Here is a 20,302-nt window from a genome sequence, read left to right as displayed (position 1 = left end):
CACACGCTCACAACTCCCGCAGGGCGGGCAGCAGCTTCTGCTCGGCCCACTCCAAGTAGGGCACCTGGTGCTCCCCGCCGATCTGCACGAGGGCGACCTCGGTGAACCCCGCATCCACATACGGTCGTACGGCCTCGACGACCGCCTCCACGTCGTCGCCGCACGGAATCGACTCGGCCACGTCCTCGGGCCGTACAAACCGCGTGGCGCCCTCGAACGCGGCGGGTCCGGGCAGTTCGGAGTTGACCGGCCAGCCACCGCCGAACCAGCGGAACTGGTCGTGGGCGCGGGCGATCGCCGCATCGCGGTCGACGTCGTAGCAGATGGGCAGTTGGCCGACCTTGGGCTTGCCCGTGCCGCCGTGGCGGTCGAACGCGGAGATCAGTTCCGGCCGGGGTTCGGTGGCGATCAGCAAGTCGGCCAGCCGGCCCGCGAGTTCGCACGAGCTGTCGCCGGAGACGGCGACGCCGATCGGCGGAGGCGTGTCGGACAGATCCCACACCTTGGCGTTCTCCACGTCGAAGTGGGCGCCGTGGTGGCTGACGCTCTCCCCCGCGAGGAGCGCGCGGATGATCTCGACGGCCTCCTCCAGCTTCTCCAGCCGGACGTGGGCGGCGGGCCAACCGCCGCCCACCACATGCTCGTTGAGGTTCTCGCCAGAGCCCAGACCGAGGCGGAAGCGGCCCTCGGAGAGGAGTTGCAGGGTGGCGGCCTTCTGGGCGACGACCGCCGGGTGGTAACGCGTGGTCGGGCAGGTCACGTAGGTCATGAGGGGGATGCGTTCGGTGGCCTGTGCGGCGGCGCCGAGTACGCTCCACGCGTAGGCGGCGTGGCCCTGGGATTCCAGCCAGGGGAAGTAGTGGTCGGACGTGACCGAGAAGTCGAAGCCCGCGTGCTCGGCGCCGACCACATGGTCGACGAGTTCTCGTGGGCCGACCTGCTCGGTCATCATCGTGTACCCGATCCGCACCATGCCGCTCAACTCCTCGTGGTTCGCCCGCGCGCTACGGTCTCCCGCCTCGTCACCGTCACTCCTTCGTCCCGAGCCGCAGGTCGACCTCCTTCTCCTGGTCCCCCGACGCGGCGCCCCAGTGTTCGACGGCGAACGTGGTGCTCAGGGCTTCGAACAGCTGGTCCACTGCGACGTAGTCGCCTTGCAGCGTGGCGGTGACCGACCCCTCCAGGGGCATCGGACCGGTCGGGATCCATTCCTGCGTCGGCTCGAACTCCGCGCTCCACACGGCGGAGCGGTCGCCCGGCTGTTCCTGCGGCACGTCGTCGGAGGGGCGGTCGGTGGGGAACGCCGTCCGCAGGACGCCGAAAACGGTGGCGGCATCCTCCCTGGACGCTCCGGTGAGGGACACGGTGACCATCGGGGGCACTCTCCTCGGGTAATCGGGATCGGGGATTCCGTGTGCGGGTACCCATCTCATGCTATTTCAGGCAACCGGAATCCCCGCGGCCGTCATGTCCGTTCCTTCTTGGGAAACACGTACTCGTCCAGGACCAGGCCGACGGCGACGGCCACCGGGATCGCGACGAGGGCACCGATGATGCCGAGAAGCGCCCCGCCGACCAGAACCGCAACGACGGTGACCAGCGGATGGACGTCCACGGCGAACTTCATGGCCCTGGGCACGATGAGGTAGTCCTCGGCGACGCGGAAGACGACGTAGAAGACCGCGGTCGCGATCGCGATGGGCAGGGACACCGACAGCGCGACCAGGCTGACGACGATTCCCGCGAGGGTGGAGCCGACGATCGGGATCAGGTCCATGAGGGCGGTGAAGATGCCCAGCGCGGCGGCGTACGGGACGCCGGTGGCCGCGCACCAGCCGAAGGTCGCCACGCCGGCGATGCCCGAGGTGACGAGGTTGCCGAGCATGAACTTGCCGATGCGGTTCATGACTTCCTCGGCCACGCCCTCGACGCGCTCACGGCGGCTGACCGCGACGAAGCGGTAGCAGAACTCCTTGATGGCCGGCAGGGCCGCCATGCAGTACAGGGTCACCGTGATCACGATCGCCGTGGACGTGACCGTGCTCAGGACCATCTGACCGGCGCCCAGGACGCCTCCCGCCAGGCCGGACGCTCCGCCTCCCGAACCGATCTGCTCCTTGGCCTTCTCGACCACGTGGTAGCGGTCCTCCAGGCGACCGATCGTCGACTGGTGGTCGTGGACCTGCTCCAGCCAGCCGGGCACCGCGTCGACCAGCGCGCTGATCTCCTTGGCCACCGGCGGGATGACCAGAGCCAGGAAGCCGCCGAGTACGACGACGAAGCCCGTCAGTACGATCGCGACGGCCCAGCCGCGCCGCAGCCCCCGGCGCGTGAACCAGACAACGAGCGGCTCCAGGCTGATCGCGATGAACACGGCCAGCAGGAGCAGGGTCAGCATCGAACTGACCCGCAGAACGGTCTGGACGGCGAGCCACGCCAGGCTCGCCCCCAGGCCCAGCGCGAAGCCCACCCTCACCCATGACCGCCTGCGTCCACCGCGTGAATCTCTGGGCGGGGGCTGCGGCGGCGCCTTCCGGAACTCCTGTACGGCGTCCGCCGGGCCGGGGGCGGAGCCGTTCACGTCCGTCCCTTCCGGAGCGCCCTGCTCGTCCCGGGCGGACTCGGGCTCGGACTGCGCAGACATCGCGACGGCTCTCCTAGATGGCCTCATGGCCTCGAATGGGCGCGGATGTTCCGGGTACCCCTGCTACTCCGGTCGTACCGCGTCAGTGCCCCGCGCGTCGTGAACCGACCGGCACACGGAACCGGGGAACGCTTGGCCGACATCCGATCTCTTGTGGCGGGAGCCGAACACCGTGACCGATCTCGATCCCTTCACCGACCTGCTCGACTACCCGATGTACGTCGTGACCGCCGAGACAGACGGGGAGCGAGGCGGCTGCCTGGTCGGATTCGCCTCGCAGTGCTCGATCGAACCCGCGCGGTTCATGGTCTGGCTGTCCAAGGCCAACCGGACGTACCGGGTCGCCGAGCGCGCCGAACGACTCGCGGTCCATCTCCTCCGCCGTGACCAGGACCGGCTGGCCCAGCTCTTCGGCGGCGAGACCGGCGATCGTACGGACAAGTTCGCCGAGGTCACTTGGCACTGGGGGCCGGGCGGATCAGTGATCCTCGACGAAGCCCCCGCCTGGTTCGTCGGTCGCGTGGAGAACCGGATCGACGGCGGCGACCACGTCGGTTTCTTGCTCGCCCCGGAAGCGGCGGAGAACCGCTCGGGCGACCACACGGCTCTGCTGACCCTCGGCGACACCCACGACATCGCTCCGGGCCACCCGGCGGACTGAACGGCTAACGCACTCGCCGGCGCCGGATCACCGCTCCCAGACCCACCGCCGCCACTCCCGTCGCGACGGCCAGCACGAGCCCGGGGTGTCGCGCGAGCGCTGCTTCCGTCGAGCGCGAGTGGGACCTCTCGTCGAAGGAGCCCCGTGCGCCGAAGTCGTGCTCCGGGGCCTCGTCCGCCGGATGCCACAGGTTGGCCGGGCGGGTGCCGGATCCGCTGTCGTCGGTCTGCTGCGACGCGTAGCCCGTGCGGGCGAGGTAGCGGTCCAGCAGGGCGGGCGCGAGCTTGTTGGCGAGGATGGTCGCGGCGGTGGACGCGCCGACGTAGTACTGCTTGCGGTGCGGATGGTCCGCCGCGTTCACTACGGCGCGGGCCGCCACCTCCGGCTGATAGATGGGCGGTACGGGCTGGGGGCTCTTCGGCAGGCGGGACAACACCCATGAGAACTGGGGGGTGTTGACGGCCGGCATCTGTACCACGGTGATGCTCACGTGGCTGTGCTGGTGCATCAGCTCGGTGCGCACGCTCGACGTGAAGCCGTTGACGGCGTGCTTGGCACCGCAGTAGGCGGACTGGAGCGGGATGGAGCGGTCACCGAGGGCCGAGCCGACCTGCACGATCACGCCCGCGTCCCGGGGGATCATGCGCTGCAGCGCGGCCCGGGTGCCGTGCACGAAGCCCAGATAGCTGACCTCGGTGACCCGCTTGTACTCGGCGGGTTCGATCTCCATGAACGGCGCGAACACCGACGTGAAGGCGTTGTTGACCCAGATGTCGATCGGCCCGAAGGCTTCCTCGGCGGCCACGGCCGCGGCCTCGACCTGTTCGGGGTCGGCCATGTCGGTGGGCACCGCGAGGGCGCGGCCGCCCCGGTCCTCGACGTCGGCTGCCGTGGCGTCGAGGCCCGCCTTGCCCCGCGCGAGAAGGACGACGTTGGCGCCCCGCTCGGCGAAGAGTCGCGCGGTGGCCCGGCCGATGCCGGCGCTGGCCCCGGTGATGACGACGGTCTGCTGGTTCATGCTCGTCCTGTTCGTCTCGGAAGTCAGGTGGGAATGCCCGGAGTTCGGGCGAGGGTGGCCGCGGTGTCGAGCATGAGGGCGTGGACGAAAGCCTGGGGCAGGTTGCCGCGCAGTTGCCGTTGGGCGATGTCGTACTCCTCGGAGTACAGGCCCGCCGCTCCGCACGCGTCCCGGTTGCGTTCGAACCAGCGGTGGGCGTCCACCTCTCGTCCCTGGTGGTGTTCGGCCAGCGCCGTCACGAAACCGCAGAGCAGGAAGGCGCCTTCGGCTTCCTCCAGGGGGCGTTCGTCGTGCCGGAAGCGGTAGGCGTAGTGGTCGCGGGTGAGGTTCTCGGTGTAGGCGTGGAGGGTGGCGCGGGTGCGGGGGTCGTCGGCCGGGAGCAGTCCGCGTACCGGCGGCAGCAGCAGGGCCGCGTCCAAGCCCGGGTCGTCCGGGGCGCGTTGCCAGTGTCCGTCGGGGTGCAGAGCGTGTGCCGCGGTGTGCGCGAGGATCGTGTCGGCCAGCTCGATCCACTTACTCTTGCGGGCCGCGTCCGGCGCCACGTCGGCGATCCGGCGCAGCCCCGCCGCGCAGATCAGACGGCTGTGTGTCCAAGCCCGGTCGTCCAACTCCCAGATGCCCGCGTCCGGTTCGTTCCAGCGGGCGGCGATGGCGGCCACGGCGATCTCGGCGGCCTGCCGACCGTCCCGGTCGAGCCGGTCGTGGCGCGCTGCGGCGGCGAACAGCAGCAACGCCTCACCGAACACGTCGAGTTGGAACTGACGGTTGACATGGTTCCCGATCCGGTCGAACCCACCGGGATAGCCGGGCAGTTGGAGCGTGCGCTGGTCGGGCACGGGACCGCCGTCGACCGTGTACGCGGGTTTCAGTTTCGGCCCGTCCTCATGCAGGCGGGCACCGACGAACCGAACCGCCTCGTCCAGCAAGGGGTGTTGACCGGCCGCGGCGACCGCCTGGCCCGCGTAGCACTGGTCGCGGATCCACGCGTAGCGGTAGTCGTAGTTGCGTCCCTCCTCGGAACGCTCCGGGAGGCTCGTCGTGGCCGCGGCGACCATGCCTCCGTCGGCGCTGGTCATGCCGCGCAGTACGGCGTACGCCTGCCGTGCGTCGCGGGCGGCGACGGTGTCGTCGAGCCCGGGTACGGCGTCCTGCCAAGCGCGTTCGGTCCGGGACCACTCCGTGGACGGATCAGGAACGGGGGTGTCCCACAGCGGGAACTCACCAAGTTCGAGCACCAGGTCGTGCCGCTGTCCGGCGTCCAGAGTGAGGTCGAGGGTGAACTTCCCACCGCTGGAGCCGACTTCGGAGAGCGAGGCGTCGCCGCCACCGGTCCACCGCAGGTGCAGGTCTCCCACCCGTGCGGTCCACACACCGTCGTCGTCGCGTCGCGCGTCACGCAGGCGCTGGGTGCCGTACTCGGCGAGGGGATGCAGCAGCACCCGGACGCGGGCCGGTCCCTCCGTCGCCCGCACGCGCCGCAGCAGCACGAGTCGGCCCCGCTCGCCCGGAAACCCCAGCGTTTCCCGGCATTCCACGATCCCGTCCTCGGTGACCCAGCGGCTGCGCCAGATCAGGGAGCCCTCTTCGTAGTGTCCGCCGGGCACGAAGCGCCCCCTCGGCGTGACGGCGTAGAGACCGCTTCCGCCGATGAGAGTGGAGAGGACCGCGCCGCTGTGCCAGCGGGGTGCGCACAGCCAGGCGATCTCCCCGCGTGGGCCGACCAGTGCCCCGCGTTCGCCGTCGGCGAGGAAGGCGTAGTCGTGCAGCGCCTGCGGCGGGAACGCGTCGCGCTCGGCTGTTTCCGGCGTGCTCATCGTCTTCCGTTCCTATCCGGTCCGGTACTTCTCGGCCTGTTCGCTGCGGAGGGTCAGGCCGTGGCCGGGCGCGCCTTCTGCGCCCGGGTGGATGCTGCCGCCCTGGGGATCGAGGGTGCCGTCGAAGAAGAGGTCCTCGATGCGCGTGTGGTCGTGGAACCACTCCAGATGGCGCAGGTTGGGGATCGCGGCGGCCACGTGCGCGTGGACGTGCGGGGCGCAGTGCCCGGAGAGTTCCAGGCCGGCCGCTTCCGCGAGGGCCGCCGCGCGCAGCCAGACGGTGATGCCGCCGCAGCGGGTGGCGTCCGCCTGGAGGCAGTCGACGGCTCCGGCGCCCAGCATCTGCCCGAAGTAGGCGAGGGTGTAGCCGTATTCACCGGCGGTCACCTCGGGCAGGACGGCTGCCCGGATCGCCGCCAGGCCGACCGGGTCGTCGGAGGAGACGGGTTCCTCGAACCACGTCACGTCATGCTCGTCGAGATGGCGGCCCATGCGGATCGCCTGTTTGCAGCCGTAGCCACCATTGGCGTCGGCGTACAACTCCGCCGCGTCGCCGATGCTCCGGCGAGCCCGCGCGATCCGCTCGCGGTCCCGTCGCTCGGCCCGACCCCAGGACTCCCCGATCTTGATCTTCACCCGGGGGATATCCAACTCCTCGACCCAGCAGCGCAGTTGACGATCCAGCTGCTGCTCGTCGTACGTCGTGAAGCCGCCGCTGCCGTACACGGGCACGTCGGTGCGGCTCGCGCCGAGCAGCCGTATCAGAGGCAGGTCGAGGAGACGGGCCTTCAGGTCCCACAAGGCGATGTCCACGGCCGAGACGGCGCCGGCGATCAGGCCGGGGCGGCCGGCGTTGCGGACGGCCCGGTTCATCGACTCGTTGGCGGCGGGCACGTCCCAGACGCTCAACCCCGTTACCACGTCGGCGAGTTGCTGATCGACGACGTGCGCGGTCGCGGCGGCGCCGTATGTGTATCCGAGTCCCGTGGCCCCGCCCCCGTGCACCTGGACCACGACCATGGTGGTCGAGTCCCAGGTCAGGGTGCCGTCACCTTCCAGCGCGTCGGTGGGGACGGTGTACACAGCCGTCTCGACCCGGTGCACGAGCGGCTCACCGCGCCCGACGGTCTGCGGGGCCATCACTCCCCCGGTTTGTCCTGGCGCCGCTTGCCGCCGGGCAGCATGTCCTGCACCTTCGCCTTCAACCCCTGCCGGATCATGCCCGCCCGGTCGCTGTCGCCCTTGAGGACGGCCGAGGCGGCGGCCTCGATCTGGTCGAGGGTCGCGTGCGGGGGGATCGGCGGTACGGCGGGGTCGGTCCGGAAGTCGATGACGAACGGCCGGTCGGCGCCGAGCGCCCGTTGCCACGCCTCCTCCACCTCCGCCGGCTTCTCCACCCGCACCCCGCCGAGGCCGATCGAGCGGGCGAAGTCGGCGTACGGCACGTCCGGGAGCGCCTGGGAGGGCAGGAACTGCGGGGCCCCGGCCATGGCCCGCATCTCCCACGTCACCTGGTTCAGATCCTGGTTGTTGAGGACCGCGACGATCAGCCTCGGGTCCTCCCACTCGGGCCAGTACTTGGCGGCGGTGATGAGTTCGGCCAGGCCGTTCATCTGCATCGCCCCGTCCCCGACGATCGCCAGCGCCGGACGGCTCGGGTGGGCGAATTTCGCGCCGATGACGTACGGCACCCCCGGCCCCATGGTGGCCAGCGTGCCGGACAGTGAGCCGCGCATGTTCCCGCGCATCCGCAGGTGCCGGGCGTACCAGTTGGCGGCGGAGCCGGAGTCGGCGGCCAGGATGATGTCGTCCGGCAGGAGCGCGTCGAGCGTGTGGACGACGTACTCGGGGTTGATCGGGTCCGCGTCCACAGCGGCCCGCCGCTCCATCACGTCCCACCAACGGGCCGTCGCCATCTCGGTCTTCTTGCGCCACGAGCCGTGCTTCTTCGGCTTCAACTGCGGCAGCAGGGCCCGGAGGGTCTCCTTCGCGTCCCCGACGAGGTTGACCTCGAAGGGGTAGCGCAGCCCGATCATGAACGGGTCGACGTCGATCTGCACGGCCCGGGTCTGCCCGAACTCCGGCAGGAACTGCGTGTACGGGAAGCTGGAGCCGATCACGAGCAGCGTGTCGCAGTCCCGCATCATCTCGTAGGAGGCGCGGGTGCCGAGCAGGCCGATCGAGCCCGTGACGTACGGCAGATCGTCCGGCAGCGCGTCCTTGCCGAGCAGCGCCTTCGCCACCCCGGCACTGAGCACCTCGGCGATCTCCTCCACCTCGGCCCGGGCACCGCGCGCACCCTGCCCGATCAGGATCGCGACCTGCTCCCCCTCGTCCAACACCTCGACGGCGCGCGCGAGTTCGGCCGCCGGCGGCACCGGCGCGGAGTGCGTCAGACCGAGGCTTGACGGCACCATCTTGAAAGCGTGGGTGGGCTCCGAGTAGGTCAACTCCTGCACATCGGCGGGGATGACGATCGCCGTCACGGTCCGCTTCGCGTACGCGGTGCGCATCGCGCGGTCGATGACGTTGGGCAGTTGCTCGGGAACGGTGACCATCTCGCAGTACTCGGAGGCGACGTCTTTGTAGAGGCTCAGCAGATCGACCTCCTGCTGGTAACTGCCGCCCATGGCACTGCGGTTGGTCTGTCCGACGATCGCCACGACCGGGACGTGGTCGAGCTTCGCGTCGTAGAGACCGTTGAGGAGGTGGATCGCGCCAGGGCCCGAAGTCGCCGCGCAGACACCGACCTTGCCGGAGAACTTGGCGTAGCCGACCGCCTCGAACGCGGACATCTCCTCGTGCCGCGACTGCACGAACTTCGGCTTGTTGTCGGAGCGGCCCCAGGCGGCGAGGAGGCCGTTGATGCCGTCGCCCGCGTAGGCGAAGACGTGGTCGACGTCCCATTCGCGGAGCCGCTGGAGTACGTAGTCGGACACCTTGACGGACACGGGAGTTCCCTTCATCGCGCTGATGGGCGGTTGCGGAGCCGATAGGCCCCGACGGCCGCCGCTGCCCCGAGCACAGCGGCGGCCGAGATCAGCAGACGGCCGTCGCGGGCGGAGCGCTCGGGCCGGTCGGCGAGTTTCTCGGGGTGGTCGGCGGGCAGGTGGTGTCCGTCGAGGGCGAGCGCCAGGGCCTCGGCCAGGTGCAGGGCGCGGCGGCCGGTGTCGCCCTGCTCGATCTGCGTACGGCAGCTGAAGCCGTCGGCGAGGACGAGCGCGCTGGGGGCAGTGTCCCGTACGGCGGGCAGCACGCCTTGTTCCGCCACGGTCATCGACAGGTCGTAATGGCCTTGCTCGAAGCCGAAGTTGCCGGCCAGGCCGCAGCAACCGGCGTCCAGCACATCGGCGTCGATCCCGGCCCGTCGCATCAGCTCGCGGTCGGCGTCGTCCTTCGTCACCGCGTGCTGGTGGCAGTGGGTCTGCACGGTCGCCGCCCTGGTGAGGGTCGGGGGCCGCCAGTCTTCCGGTGCGTGGTTGAGGAGTTGCTCGGCGAACGTCCTGAACTGCCCTGCCAGGCGCCGCACATCCTGGTCGTCGGGCAGCAACTCGGGGGCGTCGGCGCGGAATACGGCCGTACAGGAAGGTTCGAGTCCGATGACGGGAGTGCCCGCCTCCAACCAGGGCCGCAGCACGTCGAGCGTGTTCCCCAACACCCTCTTGGCGGTGGTGAGTTGGCCGGTGGAGATCCAGGTGAGGCCGCAGCACACGGTACGGGTGGGGACGGCGACGTTGAATCCGGCGTCTTCCAGGACCCGGACCGCGGACTTGGCGACGCCCGGGTGGAAGTAGGTGCTGAAGGTGTCGGGCCACAGCAGGACGGTGCGTGGGTCGGCCGGATCGGGGTCGGCATTCCCGCGAGCCCGCCACCACTGCACGAAGGACTCCTCGGCGAAGACCGGCGCGTCGCGCTCCACGGCCACGCCCGCGAGGCGCTTGCCGAGACCGGCGATCCCCGGCGCGCCGAGCGCGGCGTTCACCAGCGGGGGTGCCAGTCGCGACAGCCGCGCCCATACCGGCAGCCAGCCCATGGAGTAGTGCGCGGCCGGCCGCAGGCGTCCCTCGTAGTGGTGGGAGAGGAACTCGGCTTTGTAGGTGGCCATGTCGACCCCGACCGGGCAGTCGGACTTGCAGCCCTTGCAGGCCAGGCAGAGGTCCAGGGCGTCACGGACCTCGGTGGAGCGCCAGCCGTCCGTGATCGCGGAGTCCGCGTGCCCGCCGAGCATCTCGAACAGCAGCCGGGCTCGCCCGCGCGTGGAGTGCTCCTCCTCGCCGGTCGCCCGGTAGGAGGGGCACATCACCCCGCCTTCGTGCGTACGGCAGTTGCCGATGCCGACACAGCGCAGCACCGCCCGGTCGAAGGAGTGGTCGTCGTCGGGATAACTGAAGTGCGTGTCGTGGCTGTCCGGCCGCCACAGGGGTCCCAGCCGCAGGTTCTCGTCGACGCGGTACGGGGCGACGACCTTGCCGGGGTTCATCCGGTTGTCCGGGTCGAAGAGGGCCTTCATCTGCCCGAAGGCGGCCACGACCGACTCCCCGTACATGCGCGGCAGCAGTTCGCCGCGCGCCTGCCCGTCGCCGTGCTCGCCCGAGAGCGAACCACCGTAGGAGGCCACCAGATCGGCCGCCCGGAAGAGGAACTCCCGGAAGTTCGCGACGCCTTCGGCGGTGGTGAGTTCGAAGGGGATCCGCGTGTGGACACAGCCCTGTCCGAAGTGCCCGTACAGGGAAGGATGGTCGTAGCCGAAGTCCCCGAAGAGCTTCTTCAGGTCGCGCAGATAGTCGCCGAGGACTTCGGGTGCCACGGCCGAGTCCTCCCAGCCCTCCCAGGTCTCCCGGCCGTCCGGCGGGCGTGCGGTGACGCCGAGTCCGGCCTCGCGGGCCTTGAGCATCTTTCGCTCGCGCGCCGGGTCGTCGGAGAACGCGACCGACGGATCCCTCTCGTCGCGTCCGAGCGCCCGGATCAACTCCCGTCCCTGTTCGTCGACTTCGTCCTGGCGGTCCCCGGTGAACTGGAGCAGGAGCCAGCTCTCGCCCTCCGGGAGCTCGCTCAACGAGTCGAGATAGGCGCCCTCTTCGCGCATCAACTGGGCCATCCGCCCGTCGAGCGCCTCCAGTTGGGTCGGGCTGCTGTGCTTGAGCAGTCGGGGCACGTCGTCGGCCGCCGAGCAGATGTCGTCGTAGCCGAGGACGAGGAGGGCTTCGTACGGCGGGAGGGGGACGAGGTCGAGTTCGGCGCGCAGGACGGTGACGAGCGTGCCCTCGCTGCCGACGAGCGCGCGGGCCACGTCGAAGCCGTTCTCGGGGAGGAGTGAGTCGAGGTTGTATCCGGAGACGCGGCGCGGGATGCGGGGGAATCCGCGCCGCACGTCCGCCATCGTGCGGTCGATGATCTGCCGCAGCCCCTGATGGATCTCGGCGCGTCGGCCGCCGGCCGCGATGATCGCCTCGTACTCGTCGTCCGTCGTGGGGCCGACCCAGCAGCGGGTGCCGTCGTAGGTGAGGATCTCCAGGCGCCGGACGTTGTCGACGGTCTTGCCGTACGCCTGGGCGGAGCCGCCGCAGGAGTTGTTGCCGATCATGCCGCCGAGCGAGCAGTGGCTGTGGGTGGACGGCTTGGGGCCGAACTGGAGCCGGTGATCGGCGAGTTGGCGGTTGAGCTCGTCGAGCACGATGCCGGGTTCGACGACGCAGACGCGCCGGTCGGGGTCGATGGAGAGCACCTTGTGGCAGTACTTGGTCCAGTCGATGACCACGGCGGTATTGGTGCACTGGCCGCCCAGGCTCGTCCCGCCGCCCCGCGAGAGCACCGGCGCCCCGAACTCGGCGCAAACGGCGACAACTTCGGCGCCGGCGTCGATCGTGTGCGGGACGACGACCCCGATCGGGACCTGGCGGTAGTTCGAGCCGTCCGTGGCGTAGGCGCCCCGGCTGCCCGCGTCGAACCGGACCTCGCCGTCGACCCGTGCGCGGAGCGCCTGCTCCAGGGCACGGGTGTCCAGTGCCGTTTCGGATCGTCGTGCCTCGGTCACCGTCGACTCCCCTCGGCGAGGGCCCCGAGGCGGAGGGCCGCTCGGTTGCCGTGGGTCGAGTGCCCGGTGATCGAGGCGACTAACGTCCGGCCAGTGCGCATCAGACCTCGTGCCGGGCCTTGGCGAACTCCGTGAGCAGCGCTTCGCAGAACGCCTTCAGGTCATCCGGCTTACGGCTGGTGACCAGGGTGTTGGGCCCGTCGTCGCAGACGCGTACCTGTTCGTCGACCCAGGTGCCGCCCGCGTTCTCGATGTCCGTGCGCAGGCTCGGCCACGAGGTCAGCGTGCGACCCGGGACCACGCCCGCCTCCACCAGCGTCCACGGCGCGTGACAGATCGCGGCGACCGGCCGACCCAGATCGAAGAAGTCCCGTACGAACGACACGGCGTCCTCGTCGGTGCGCAGCAGGTCGGGATTGGCGACCCCGCCGGGCAGGACAAGACCGTCGAACGCCTCGGCCGACGCCTCGCGCGCCACCATCTGCACCGGGAACGCGTCGGCCTTGTCCAGATGGTCGAACGCCTGGATCTGTCCGGGCTCCGTCGACACGAGAACCGTCTCGTGGCCCTGGTCGGTGACCGCCCGCCACGGCTCGGTCAGTTCGATCTGCTCGACGCCTTCGGGCGCCATCAGGAACGCGATACGCATGGTCATCCCTCTCCTTGGGTGGCTTGCCAGGTGGTTTCGTCCCGGGCCGGCTTTCGGCGGGTCCGGGCAGCTCGTCGGCAGCGCAGCAGTTCCTCTCCGTACGGCAGCAGGACGCACGCGCCGATCCCTGCGGCGATGCCCGCGAGGTAGCCGCGCGACAGCAGTCGCTCGCGCGGCACCAGCCGCCAGGCGTTCGGGTCCGAACGCCCGCCGTCCAGAAGAGACTTGACCTGATCGCTGTGCAGGCACATCAGGGACGTGAGGGCGGCGAAGGGCAGCGATTCGAGGAAGCTGTGGATGTGCTGCTCGATCGGCTTGACCTCGCGCTCGCTGCGCACGGCCGTCCGTACGTCCCACAGAGCGGTCGCCTCGTGGACCGTGGCGCCGCCCAACTGCACAGCGAGGAGAAGGGGGTTGACCTCGTAGCGCAGGGTCAGCGCGATGGGGATGCCGACCTCGGTCATCATCAGCGCGTGGATCAGGGACTCCTTCGTGCCGGAGGTGTCCTCGATCCGGGTCCGCCGGTGCATCACCCAGTCGGCCAGGCCCGGCACGAACCAGCCGGGCAGCAGCCCGTACAGCAGGTAGCGGGTCGTCGCGTCCCCGACATCGGTCTCCTGCCGGCGGACGGCCGGTCGCGCGAAGGTGCGAAGCGAGGTCACACGGTTCTCCTCGGTGTCGTGGTGTTCGAGGCGGGCGGAGGCCGGTCGGCGCCGTAGCGCCCGGATCTTCGGCCGTGGCACCCGCGTACCCGTAGACCGGACACCGACACGGAGGACCGACGTGGAGGTTTGTGCCATCGCTTCGAGGACACTCGCGCCTCGTCCCTCGCGCGGCTTCCCGAAGAAGGACATGTCATGGCAGTGCTCGCGGTGCTCATTCCGCCCTTCATGCTCGGCCTGCTGCTCGCCCTGGGCAGATACGAGGAGCTGGTTCTGCCCGACAAGAGCACCGAGCGGCCCCCGCCGGCCGTCGCGCCGACCGAGCCCGCCCGGCTTCCGGCAGGGAATCCCGCGCCTTCGCCCCGAATCCCCGCCCCGTCGATCGGGGTCGGCGCCCCGCGCCTCCTCGACGTCCCCCTGCCTGCCCCGGGTCCGACCTGATGTTTGCCACGGATTGACGGGGGTACCCGAAGAGCAGTGCTTCGGACAGGAGGCACGTCCGTGGGAGCGACGAGTCGTCGCACCGGGTGTGCCTGTCTCTACGGCGAGTGCACTTCCCATGGTGATCGTCCGCCCCAATGCAGGGGAAGCGGTGAGGCACCATGTCTGTCCGATCGAGCACGAAACACCATCCGCACGACGACGCCCCCGACACCGCGGAGTCCTTCCGTCTGCTCGTCCTGCTCGCCCCCGGTCCGCGGCACGACACCGTGCGTGACCAGATCGTGGTGGCGTGGCTGCCCATGGCCGACCGGCTCGCCGGGCAGTTCCGCAACCGGGGCGAAAGCTCCGAGGACCTCCGCCAGGTGGCGGCTCTGGGCCTGGTCAAGGCCGTCGACCGGTACGACCCCGCGCGCGGCAACGCCTTCGAGAGCTACGCCGTGCCCACCATCACCGGCGAGATCAAACGGCACTTCCGCGACTACATGTGGACCGTGCACGTGCCACGCCGGGTGCAGGAACTGCGCAACCGGGTGCGGTTCGCCATCCAGGACCTGTCACAGACCGTGCAGGGCCGACGCCCCACCACCGCCGAGATCGCCGCCGAGGCCGGCCTCAGCGAGGAGGACGTCCTGATCGGGCTGGGCGCCCTGGAGAGCTTCACCTCCCTCTCCCTGGACGCGGAACTGCCCTCCGGCGAGGGCGGGTACTCGTATTCCCTCAGCGACACCCTCGGGGCACCCGATCCGGCCCTGGACACCGTCGTCGACCGCGAGGCCGTCAAACCCGGTATCCACGCACTCTCGGAGCGCGACCAGACCATCCTCTACCTGCGCTTCTTCCGCGGCATGACACAGGCCGCCATCGCCGACCGGCTCGGCATCTCACAGATGCACGTCTCCCGCCTGATCGCCCTCTGCTGCGACCGACTGCGGGATCAGGTCATGCACGACGCGGCCTGAGTCCGCTGCGCGTGACCGGTTTCCCTTCGTCTTCTCAGGGCACTTCGGTTGCCAGGTCGTCGCGCGTCGCCCTCGGGTGGACGAGCGACGATGCTTGGATGCCGTAGCGAAAATATCCAATCAAACAGGGCGAGTTGACCTCGTCGGTGGAGGTGCCAGGTGAACCGGCGTACGACACTCCTCGGCCTGGCCGAGGTGCTGGCCTGGTGGGCCGTACTCGCCCTGCTGTGGCTGGTCTTCATCAGCACGGTGAGCACGCTGGAACTCGTCGTGGGCGCGTCCGCCGCGCTGGTCGGCGCGTTCGCGGCCTGGGGGACGCACCGCGCGGTGAGCGGGTGGTGAACGGCTGGACCGTCGCCACGACGGCCGCGCTCGGCGCGGGCGTCGGAGCCGCGGTCTGGGGCGTCGCCACGGGCCCGCTGCGCCGCCGGGTCGTCGCACAGAACCTGTCCACCTCGCTGGCCTGCCCCGCCCTGCTGCTCCTCGCCCAGGGCTACGACCGCCCGTCGTACGTCGATCTCGCCCTGCTCCTGGCCCTGTTGGGCCCGGTCGGCACCCTCGTCTTCGCCCGCATCCTCGCGGAGGACTTGGCGGACGATCCGCCGCGGGCATGGGGAGTCACGTACGCGGTCGCGGTGTTCGGCGGTGCCGTCGTGATCGCCGTGTGCGTGGCCACGGGTCCGGGCCGCGCGCTGGGCAAACTCCTGGTCGTCGGCGCCCTGTTGATCGGCGGGAACCTCATCGCCTCCCGTGCCCTGTCCGGTGGTTTCGCGGGGAGCCAGCGTGGATGATCCGCTGATCGTCGTGGCGCTGCTGCTGGTCGCCGCCTCCGCGACCGCGGCCGTCGCCACCCGCGACCCCGCACGGCAGGCACTCGTCCTGGCCGTCCTCGGTACGGTCCTGGCCGTCCTGTTCACCGTGCTCCAGGCCCCCGACGTGGCGCTCTCCCAACTGGCCGTGGGCTCCGCCCTCACTCCCCTGCTCATCATGCTGTCCGTGCGCAAGGTCCGACGGCCGAAACGGAAGCGGGAGACCGACCGATGACCCGGCGGATGCGACTGATCGTCGCGGCCGTCGGCGCCACCGGTCTCGCGGCCCTCCTCGTCGCCGCGTGCTTCGGCCTGCCGGGCTTCGGCGGGGCCCAACACCCGTATGGGGAACGGGTGGTACGCGCCTCCCTCGCCCGCCGCACCGCGAACACGATCGCCTCCGTCAACTTCGACCAGCGGGCCTTCGACACCCTCGGCGAGATGAGCATCCTCTTCGCGTCCGTCCTCGGCACCGTCGTCCTGCTGCGCCAGACCCGCGACGAGCACCGCGCCGCACCCGAACCCGAGCAAGTCGCCCTCCCCGTACGCCGATACGCGCTCCTCGTCCTCCCCGTCGCCGTCGTCACCGGCCTGTACGTGATCGCGCACGGCCAACTCAGCCCGGGCGGCGGCTTCCAGGGCGGTGTCGTCGTCGCGACCGCCCTGCACCTGCTCTATCTGGGCGCCGACTACCGCGCGTTGGAGCACGTCCGCCCGGTCGCCTCCTACGAGACCGCCGACGCCCTCGCCGCCTCCGCCTACCTCGTGCTGGGCCTCGCCGGGCTGCTGGCCGGCACCGCCTTCCTCGCCAACTTCCTTCCCTACGGCACCTTCAACACCCTGTCCTCGGGCGGCACCGTCCCCCTCCTGAACGCGGCCATCGGCATGGAGGTCGCCTGCGCGGTCGTCGTCCTACTGGCCCGCTTCCTGGACCAGGCCGTGGAGATCGAGAAGGGCGGCGAGGACACGTGATGTCGGTGTTCCCGTACCTCGTCGCCGCCTGGGTGTTCCTCGTCGGCTGCTACGGACTGGTGACCAGCCGGAACCTCATCCACGCCGTGGGCTGTCTGGCGGTCTGTCAATCCGCCACCTACATCCTGCTGTTGGCCATCGGCTACCGCGACGGCGCCACCGCCCCCGTCTTCTCCGACCTGAAACCCGGCTCCCGCCCCGTCGTCGACCCGGTGGTCCAGGCCCTCGCCCTCACCGACGTAGTCGTAGGAGCCACGGTCACCGCCGTCCTGCTCGCCCTCGTCCTCCAAGTCTCCAAACTCCACGGCACGGTCGACCCGGACGAACTCTCGGAACTGCGCGGCTGATGCACCACCTGCTCCCGGTCCTCGTCACCGTCCCGCTCCTCGGAGCCACCCTCCTAGTCGCCGGCGGACACCGACTCTCCCGCGTCGCCGCCGAGACGATCGGCTGCGCCTTCGCCGCCGGCACGGCGGGACTCGCGATCGCGCTCCTCCTCAACTCCTCACCGCCGCTGACCGATTGGGTGGGCGGCTGGACCCCGAAGGGCGGCGAGAGCGTCGGGATCGTCCTCGTCGGGGACGGCCCCGGACTCGGCATGGCCGCCCTCGCCTCACTCCTGACGGTGGCGGCACTGGCGTACTCCTGGCACTACTTCGACGAACCGCCCCGCCGTCACGCGGGCGCCTTCCCCGCCCTGATGCTGCTCTTCCAGGGCGGCATGTGCGGCTTCGCGATCGCGGGGGACCTGTTCGACGCCTTCGTGTTCTTCGAGTTGATGAGCGTCGTGGCGTACGCGCTGACCGGTCATCGCGTCGAGGAACCGAAGGCCGTGCAGGGCGCGTTGTCGTTCGGAGTCCTCAACTCCCTCGGCGCGTACGCCGTGTTGACGGGCATCGCCCTGCTGTACGCGCGTACCGGCGAACTCACCATGACCAAGATCGGCCAGGGCCTCGACCACCACGGCGGCCCCGACGCCCTCACCCTCGCGGCCTTCGCACTCGTCCTGACCGGACTGCTGGTTAAGGCCGCGGCCGTGCCGTTCCACTTCTGGCTGCCGGACGCGCACGCGGTCGCGCCGACACCGGTGTGCATGCTGCTGTCCGGAGTCATGGTCGAGCTGGGCGCCTACGGCGTGTGGCGGGTGTACCGGACGGTCTTCTCCGGCCCGGGCGGCATCCCGGCGTCCGACCTGGAACGCGCCCTCGTCGTCCTCGGTGTACTGACCGCCGTGGTCGGTGCGGTGATGTGCTGGTATCAGCGGCACATCAAACGGCTGCTCGCGTACTCTACGGTCGCCCACATGGGCCTGTTCCTCATCGGCATCGGTGCCCTCAGCCCAGAGGCCGACGACGGAGTCGCCCTGTACATCCTGGGCCACGCCGGTGTGAAGGCCGCCCTGTTCGCCTGCACCGGCGTCCTCCTCGACCGGTACGGCTCGGTGGACGAACACGCCCTGCACGGCCGCGCCCGCGAACTGCGCGGAGTCGCCGTCCTGTTCGTCCTCGGCGCGCTGAGCCTCGCCGGGCTCCCGCCTTTCGGCATCGGGCTCGGGAAGGCGGTACTGGAGGAGGCTGTCGGCGGCCCGTTGACCGTACTGTTCCTCGCCGTGTCGGCGGTGACCGCGGGCGCGGTGCTCCGGGTCGCCGCGCGGGTGTTCCTCGGCCTCGGTCCCCGGCCCGGCGACGAGTCGTCGTACGAGACCACCGGGATCGACGAGGAACCGGAGACCCGGCACCGGCTGAGCCGGGTGCCGGACACCATGACCGCGGTCCCGGCCGTGCTGCTCGTCGCATCCCTCGCCGCGGGCGCGGTACCGGGCTTCGCCAGGGTGGTCGGTCGGGCGGTGTCCGGCGGGACCGCACCGTATTGGACCCCCGCCGGTGTCCTCCTCGGTCTCACCTCGACCGCGCTGGCCCTCGGCCTGGCCGCCCTCGCCGTGACCCACCCGAAGCCGCTCGCCGAACCGTCCTGGACGACTCCCCTACGACGCCTTCAGTCCGGGCACATCGGCGACTACGTGGCGTGGCTGCTGATGGGCACGACGCTGCTGGCGGCACTGGCGGCGCCGGGGATCCTCGGGCGATGATCGCGGCCCTGTACCGGGCGGCGCCCAGCTGGTCCGGACGCTCGCCCCGGCTGGCTCCGCGTTCCGCGTCGCCCACTGCGCGTCGCACAAGCAAGACGTACGCCACTTTCGCCGGCGTCACACGGAGCCCGAGCCCCAGCGGCGGCGCTTCTGGTCCTCGCTGCGCCTGCTGCCCGAGGTCCCGCCCCCGGACAGCTGGTGCGGGGTGAGCCTCTCGCTTCCGTCCTTCGCGCGCGGCACCTCGTCGGGCTCGCGGATCTCCTGGATCTCGCGGGTCGGCCCGGACTTCGGCAGCCGGGGCTGCTCCTCGGGGCGCGGCGGCGCCGACTCCCGACGGCGGGTCCGCATTCCGAGCCGTACGGCCCCGATCAGCGCGACGACGACGATCACGCCGATGGCCAGTGTGAATACTCCGACGGCCGTTCCGCTGGACGCGGTCACTTCCATGCTCGGTGCGTTCATCGCTGACGGGTACCCCGGGGCCGTCGGGACAACCTCGTGGACCGCCGGCGTGCCGGATGCCTTCCCGGGGAACCGATACCGATACCCGCTCAAGCCGTAGTCCTGGAGCAGATGTACTCCGCAGCGTCCGGGGGACGTCGCGCTCCGTGCGCTGACGCCGGTGACGAACTACGGCACGGCCACCTACGATCCGCTGTGCGAGGAGTCGCACGACGGGACCCCGCGGCGGATCGTGTCGTCGGCGGTGGAGATCGTCGAGGGCTGTGACTCGGCGGGCATCCTGGTCCGGGACAGGGACAAGGTGGAGACGCCGGCCTCGACGGACGGGCTCGCGGCGGAGTCCGACCGGCTTCAGGAACGGCTCGTCGAGGGCCCCTGCTTCGACATCGCTGTCGCCCGTGAACGCGAAGAGGGCGGTGCGCATGTGTTTCGCATCGAGGACCTCACCGAGCTCGAACAGCGGTGGCCGCGCTACTCGCCCGCGGCACGCGAGTTGGGTGTCGGCAGCATGATGACCTTCCTCTTGTTCGCCGACCGAGGAGTTCGGCGCGCTGAACCTGTACGCGCGCCGGCCGGGAGCCTTCACCGAGAACAGCGAGACCGCGGGACTGTTGCTGGCCTCGCACGCCGCCGTCGCGCTCTCCGGCGCCCGCACGTCCACGCAGCTGCACGGCGTAGCGGTGGCACCGAGGACTGATCCAGCGATCGTTGTGGGCGGCTCTTCCGGCACATGGTCCGGACCGAAAGAGCCTGACCATCGCCTTCCCCCGGGGGACATGGCGCCGGCTGACGGCCGAGTGCCCACTAATCCGCGACCTACCTGTCACCTCGGCCTCCAGGACAAACTGCCGTCAGAGCGTCTGATCGGACTGTTTCCGGGCACTCGGCGGCCAGGAGGTACACGCCATGGTTCCCATCCTGTTGGTACTGCTCGTGGTGCTGATTCTCTTCGGCGCCGGTTTCGCGGTCCAGGTTCTCTGGTGGATCGCTCTGGTCGTCCTCGTCCTCTGGCTTCTCGGGTTCCTGGTGCGAGGGACAGGAGCGGGCGGAACTCGGGGACGCTGGTATCGCTGGTAATGCCCCAC

Annotated in this window: 22 protein-coding genes; 11 read left to right on the top strand and 11 right to left on the bottom strand. The window is 70.4% G+C overall.

Annotation, left to right across the window (positions count from 1 at the left end):
* Positions 1-7 precede the first annotated feature (7 nt).
* The 3 genes from JHN45_RS23480 to JHN45_RS23470 all read right to left on the bottom strand — a co-directional run bounded on the left by JHN45_RS23480 (position 8) and on the right by JHN45_RS23470 (position 2,644).
* On the bottom strand, positions 8-973 hold the full coding sequence (locus JHN45_RS23480) for an LLM class F420-dependent oxidoreductase (RefSeq protein ID WP_201050510.1): 966 nt from the start codon (positions 971-973) through the stop codon (positions 8-10).
* A 55-nt stretch (positions 974-1,028) separates the two neighbouring features.
* Positions 1,029-1,373, bottom strand: a complete 345-nt coding sequence (locus tag JHN45_RS23475; protein WP_201050509.1) for a hypothetical protein — start codon at positions 1,371-1,373, stop codon at positions 1,029-1,031.
* Between the two features lie 92 nt (positions 1,374-1,465).
* Positions 1,466-2,644, bottom strand: coding sequence for an AI-2E family transporter (locus tag JHN45_RS23470; RefSeq protein WP_236583985.1), 1,179 nt, complete (start codon positions 2,642-2,644; stop codon positions 1,466-1,468).
* 172 nt (positions 2,645-2,816) lie between these two features.
* On the opposite strand from JHN45_RS23470, the gene JHN45_RS23465 reads away from it, so the two are divergent.
* Positions 2,817-3,305 carry a flavin reductase family protein gene (locus tag JHN45_RS23465; protein WP_201050508.1) on the top strand — a complete coding sequence of 163 codons (489 nt, stop codon included), beginning with the start codon at positions 2,817-2,819 and terminating at the stop codon, positions 3,303-3,305.
* 4 nt (positions 3,306-3,309) lie between these two features.
* Here the strand turns inward: JHN45_RS23465 and JHN45_RS23460 are convergent, their stop codons facing one another.
* The 7 genes from JHN45_RS23460 to JHN45_RS23430 form a co-directional block, all read right to left on the bottom strand.
* A complete protein-coding gene (locus tag JHN45_RS23460) occupies positions 3,310-4,323 on the bottom strand; it encodes an SDR family oxidoreductase (RefSeq protein WP_201050507.1) in 1,014 nt (337 codons plus the stop codon).
* A gap of 23 nt (positions 4,324-4,346) precedes the next feature.
* Complete coding sequence (locus JHN45_RS23455) at positions 4,347-6,137, bottom strand: glycoside hydrolase family 15 protein (RefSeq protein WP_201050506.1); 1,791 nt, start codon at positions 6,135-6,137, stop codon at positions 4,347-4,349.
* Between the two features lie 12 nt (positions 6,138-6,149).
* Complete coding sequence (locus JHN45_RS23450; protein ID WP_201050505.1) at positions 6,150-7,277, bottom strand: enolase C-terminal domain-like protein; 1,128 nt, start codon at positions 7,275-7,277, stop codon at positions 6,150-6,152.
* Positions 7,277-9,088, bottom strand: coding sequence for a thiamine pyrophosphate-requiring protein (locus JHN45_RS23445; protein ID WP_307783170.1), 1,812 nt, complete (start codon positions 9,086-9,088; stop codon positions 7,277-7,279). Before JHN45_RS23445 ends, JHN45_RS23450 begins: the two co-directional genes overlap by 1 nt.
* Before the next feature lie 11 nt (positions 9,089-9,099).
* On the bottom strand, positions 9,100-12,171 hold the full coding sequence (locus JHN45_RS23440) for an FAD-binding and (Fe-S)-binding domain-containing protein (protein WP_201050503.1): 3,072 nt from the start codon (positions 12,169-12,171) through the stop codon (positions 9,100-9,102).
* Between the two features lie 100 nt (positions 12,172-12,271).
* Positions 12,272-12,820, bottom strand: coding sequence for a type 1 glutamine amidotransferase domain-containing protein (locus JHN45_RS23435; RefSeq protein WP_200710978.1), 549 nt, complete (start codon positions 12,818-12,820; stop codon positions 12,272-12,274).
* 2 nt (positions 12,821-12,822) lie between these two features.
* The gene (locus tag JHN45_RS23430; RefSeq protein WP_201050502.1) at positions 12,823-13,482 is read right to left on the bottom strand and encodes a diguanylate cyclase; all 660 of its coding nucleotides are present in this window, start codon (positions 13,480-13,482) and stop codon (positions 12,823-12,825) included.
* A 195-nt stretch (positions 13,483-13,677) separates the two neighbouring features.
* Here JHN45_RS23430 and JHN45_RS23425 point away from each other — a divergent pair, with 195 nt between their 5' ends.
* The 8 genes from JHN45_RS23425 (at position 13,678) to JHN45_RS23390 (ending at position 18,755) form a co-directional block, all read left to right on the top strand.
* Positions 13,678-13,923, top strand: a complete 246-nt coding sequence (locus JHN45_RS23425; RefSeq protein WP_201050534.1) for a hypothetical protein — start codon at positions 13,678-13,680, stop codon at positions 13,921-13,923.
* A gap of 161 nt (positions 13,924-14,084) precedes the next feature.
* Positions 14,085-14,885: an RNA polymerase sigma factor SigF gene (locus JHN45_RS23420; RefSeq protein ID WP_200710933.1), complete on the top strand. Its 801-nt coding sequence runs from the start codon at positions 14,085-14,087 to the stop codon at positions 14,883-14,885.
* A gap of 159 nt (positions 14,886-15,044) precedes the next feature.
* The gene (locus JHN45_RS23415; RefSeq protein WP_201050501.1) at positions 15,045-15,227 is read left to right on the top strand and encodes a hypothetical protein; all 183 of its coding nucleotides are present in this window, start codon (positions 15,045-15,047) and stop codon (positions 15,225-15,227) included.
* On the top strand, positions 15,224-15,676 hold the full coding sequence (locus JHN45_RS23410; RefSeq protein WP_201050500.1) for a monovalent cation/H+ antiporter complex subunit F: 453 nt from the start codon (positions 15,224-15,226) through the stop codon (positions 15,674-15,676). The genes JHN45_RS23415 and JHN45_RS23410 overlap by 4 nt, the downstream gene beginning before the upstream one ends.
* Positions 15,669-15,929: a DUF4040 domain-containing protein gene (locus tag JHN45_RS23405; RefSeq protein ID WP_200710935.1), complete on the top strand. Its 261-nt coding sequence runs from the start codon at positions 15,669-15,671 to the stop codon at positions 15,927-15,929. The genes JHN45_RS23410 and JHN45_RS23405 overlap by 8 nt, the downstream gene beginning before the upstream one ends.
* Positions 15,926-16,666 (top strand): MnhB domain-containing protein, encoded by a 741-nt coding sequence (locus JHN45_RS23400; protein ID WP_201050499.1) that lies wholly within the window; start codon positions 15,926-15,928, stop codon positions 16,664-16,666. Before JHN45_RS23405 ends, JHN45_RS23400 begins: the two co-directional genes overlap by 4 nt.
* A complete protein-coding gene (locus tag JHN45_RS23395) occupies positions 16,666-17,013 on the top strand; it encodes a sodium:proton antiporter (protein WP_200710937.1) in 348 nt (115 codons plus the stop codon). The genes JHN45_RS23400 and JHN45_RS23395 overlap by 1 nt, the downstream gene beginning before the upstream one ends.
* Positions 17,013-18,755, top strand: a complete 1,743-nt coding sequence (locus JHN45_RS23390; RefSeq protein WP_201050498.1) for a complex I subunit 5 family protein — start codon at positions 17,013-17,015, stop codon at positions 18,753-18,755. Before JHN45_RS23395 ends, JHN45_RS23390 begins: the two co-directional genes overlap by 1 nt.
* A 117-nt stretch (positions 18,756-18,872) precedes the next feature.
* On the opposite strand, the gene JHN45_RS23385 is transcribed toward JHN45_RS23390, so the two are convergent.
* Complete coding sequence (locus JHN45_RS23385) at positions 18,873-19,217, bottom strand: DUF6479 family protein (protein ID WP_201050497.1); 345 nt, start codon at positions 19,215-19,217, stop codon at positions 18,873-18,875.
* A gap of 160 nt (positions 19,218-19,377) precedes the next feature.
* Here JHN45_RS23385 and JHN45_RS23380 point away from each other — a divergent pair, with 160 nt between their 5' ends.
* Both JHN45_RS23380 and JHN45_RS23375 read left to right on the top strand, forming a co-directional pair.
* Positions 19,378-19,914, top strand: coding sequence for a hypothetical protein (locus JHN45_RS23380; RefSeq protein WP_201050496.1), 537 nt, complete (start codon positions 19,378-19,380; stop codon positions 19,912-19,914).
* Positions 19,915-20,123: 209 nt separating this feature from the next.
* Positions 20,124-20,294, top strand: coding sequence for a hydrophobic protein (locus JHN45_RS23375; RefSeq protein WP_200710941.1), 171 nt, complete (start codon positions 20,124-20,126; stop codon positions 20,292-20,294).
* Positions 20,295-20,302: the final 8 nt, after the last annotated feature.

This window comes from Streptomyces sp. MBT53 (assembly GCF_016654115.1).
Classification (GTDB): Bacteria; Actinomycetota; Actinomycetes; order Streptomycetales; family Streptomycetaceae; genus Streptomyces.
Note: the sequence above shows the minus strand (reverse complement) of the source record. Positions and strands in the feature narration are given on the sequence as shown.

Excerpts from the sequence above, each read along its gene's own strand:
- JHN45_RS23420 (WP_200710933.1), top strand. The coding sequence starts at position 14,085 with ATGTCTGTCCGATCGAGCACGAAACACCATCCGCACGACGACGCCCCC.
- JHN45_RS23400 (WP_201050499.1), top strand. The coding sequence starts at position 15,926 with ATGACCCGGCGGATGCGACTGATCGTCGCGGCCGTCGGCGCCACCGGT.
- JHN45_RS23450 (WP_201050505.1), bottom strand. The coding sequence starts at position 7,277 with ATGGCCCCGCAGACCGTCGGGCGCGGTGAGCCGCTCGTGCACCGGGTC.
- JHN45_RS23435 (WP_200710978.1), bottom strand. The coding sequence starts at position 12,820 with ATGCGTATCGCGTTCCTGATGGCGCCCGAAGGCGTCGAGCAGATCGAA.
- JHN45_RS23395 (WP_200710937.1), top strand. The coding sequence starts at position 16,666 with ATGTCGGTGTTCCCGTACCTCGTCGCCGCCTGGGTGTTCCTCGTCGGC.
- JHN45_RS23470 (WP_236583985.1), bottom strand. The coding sequence starts at position 2,644 with ATGTCTGCGCAGTCCGAGCCCGAGTCCGCCCGGGACGAGCAGGGCGCT.
- JHN45_RS23475 (WP_201050509.1), bottom strand. The coding sequence starts at position 1,373 with ATGGTCACCGTGTCCCTCACCGGAGCGTCCAGGGAGGATGCCGCCACC.
- JHN45_RS23375 (WP_200710941.1), top strand. The coding sequence starts at position 20,124 with ATGGTTCCCATCCTGTTGGTACTGCTCGTGGTGCTGATTCTCTTCGGC.
- JHN45_RS23425 (WP_201050534.1), top strand. The coding sequence starts at position 13,678 with ATGGCAGTGCTCGCGGTGCTCATTCCGCCCTTCATGCTCGGCCTGCTG.
- JHN45_RS23385 (WP_201050497.1), bottom strand. The coding sequence starts at position 19,217 with ATGAACGCACCGAGCATGGAAGTGACCGCGTCCAGCGGAACGGCCGTC.
- JHN45_RS23390 (WP_201050498.1), top strand. The coding sequence starts at position 17,013 with ATGCACCACCTGCTCCCGGTCCTCGTCACCGTCCCGCTCCTCGGAGCC.
- JHN45_RS23480 (WP_201050510.1), bottom strand. The coding sequence starts at position 973 with ATGGTGCGGATCGGGTACACGATGATGACCGAGCAGGTCGGCCCACGA.
- JHN45_RS23455 (WP_201050506.1), bottom strand. The coding sequence starts at position 6,137 with ATGAGCACGCCGGAAACAGCCGAGCGCGACGCGTTCCCGCCGCAGGCG.
- JHN45_RS23460 (WP_201050507.1), bottom strand. The coding sequence starts at position 4,323 with ATGAACCAGCAGACCGTCGTCATCACCGGGGCCAGCGCCGGCATCGGC.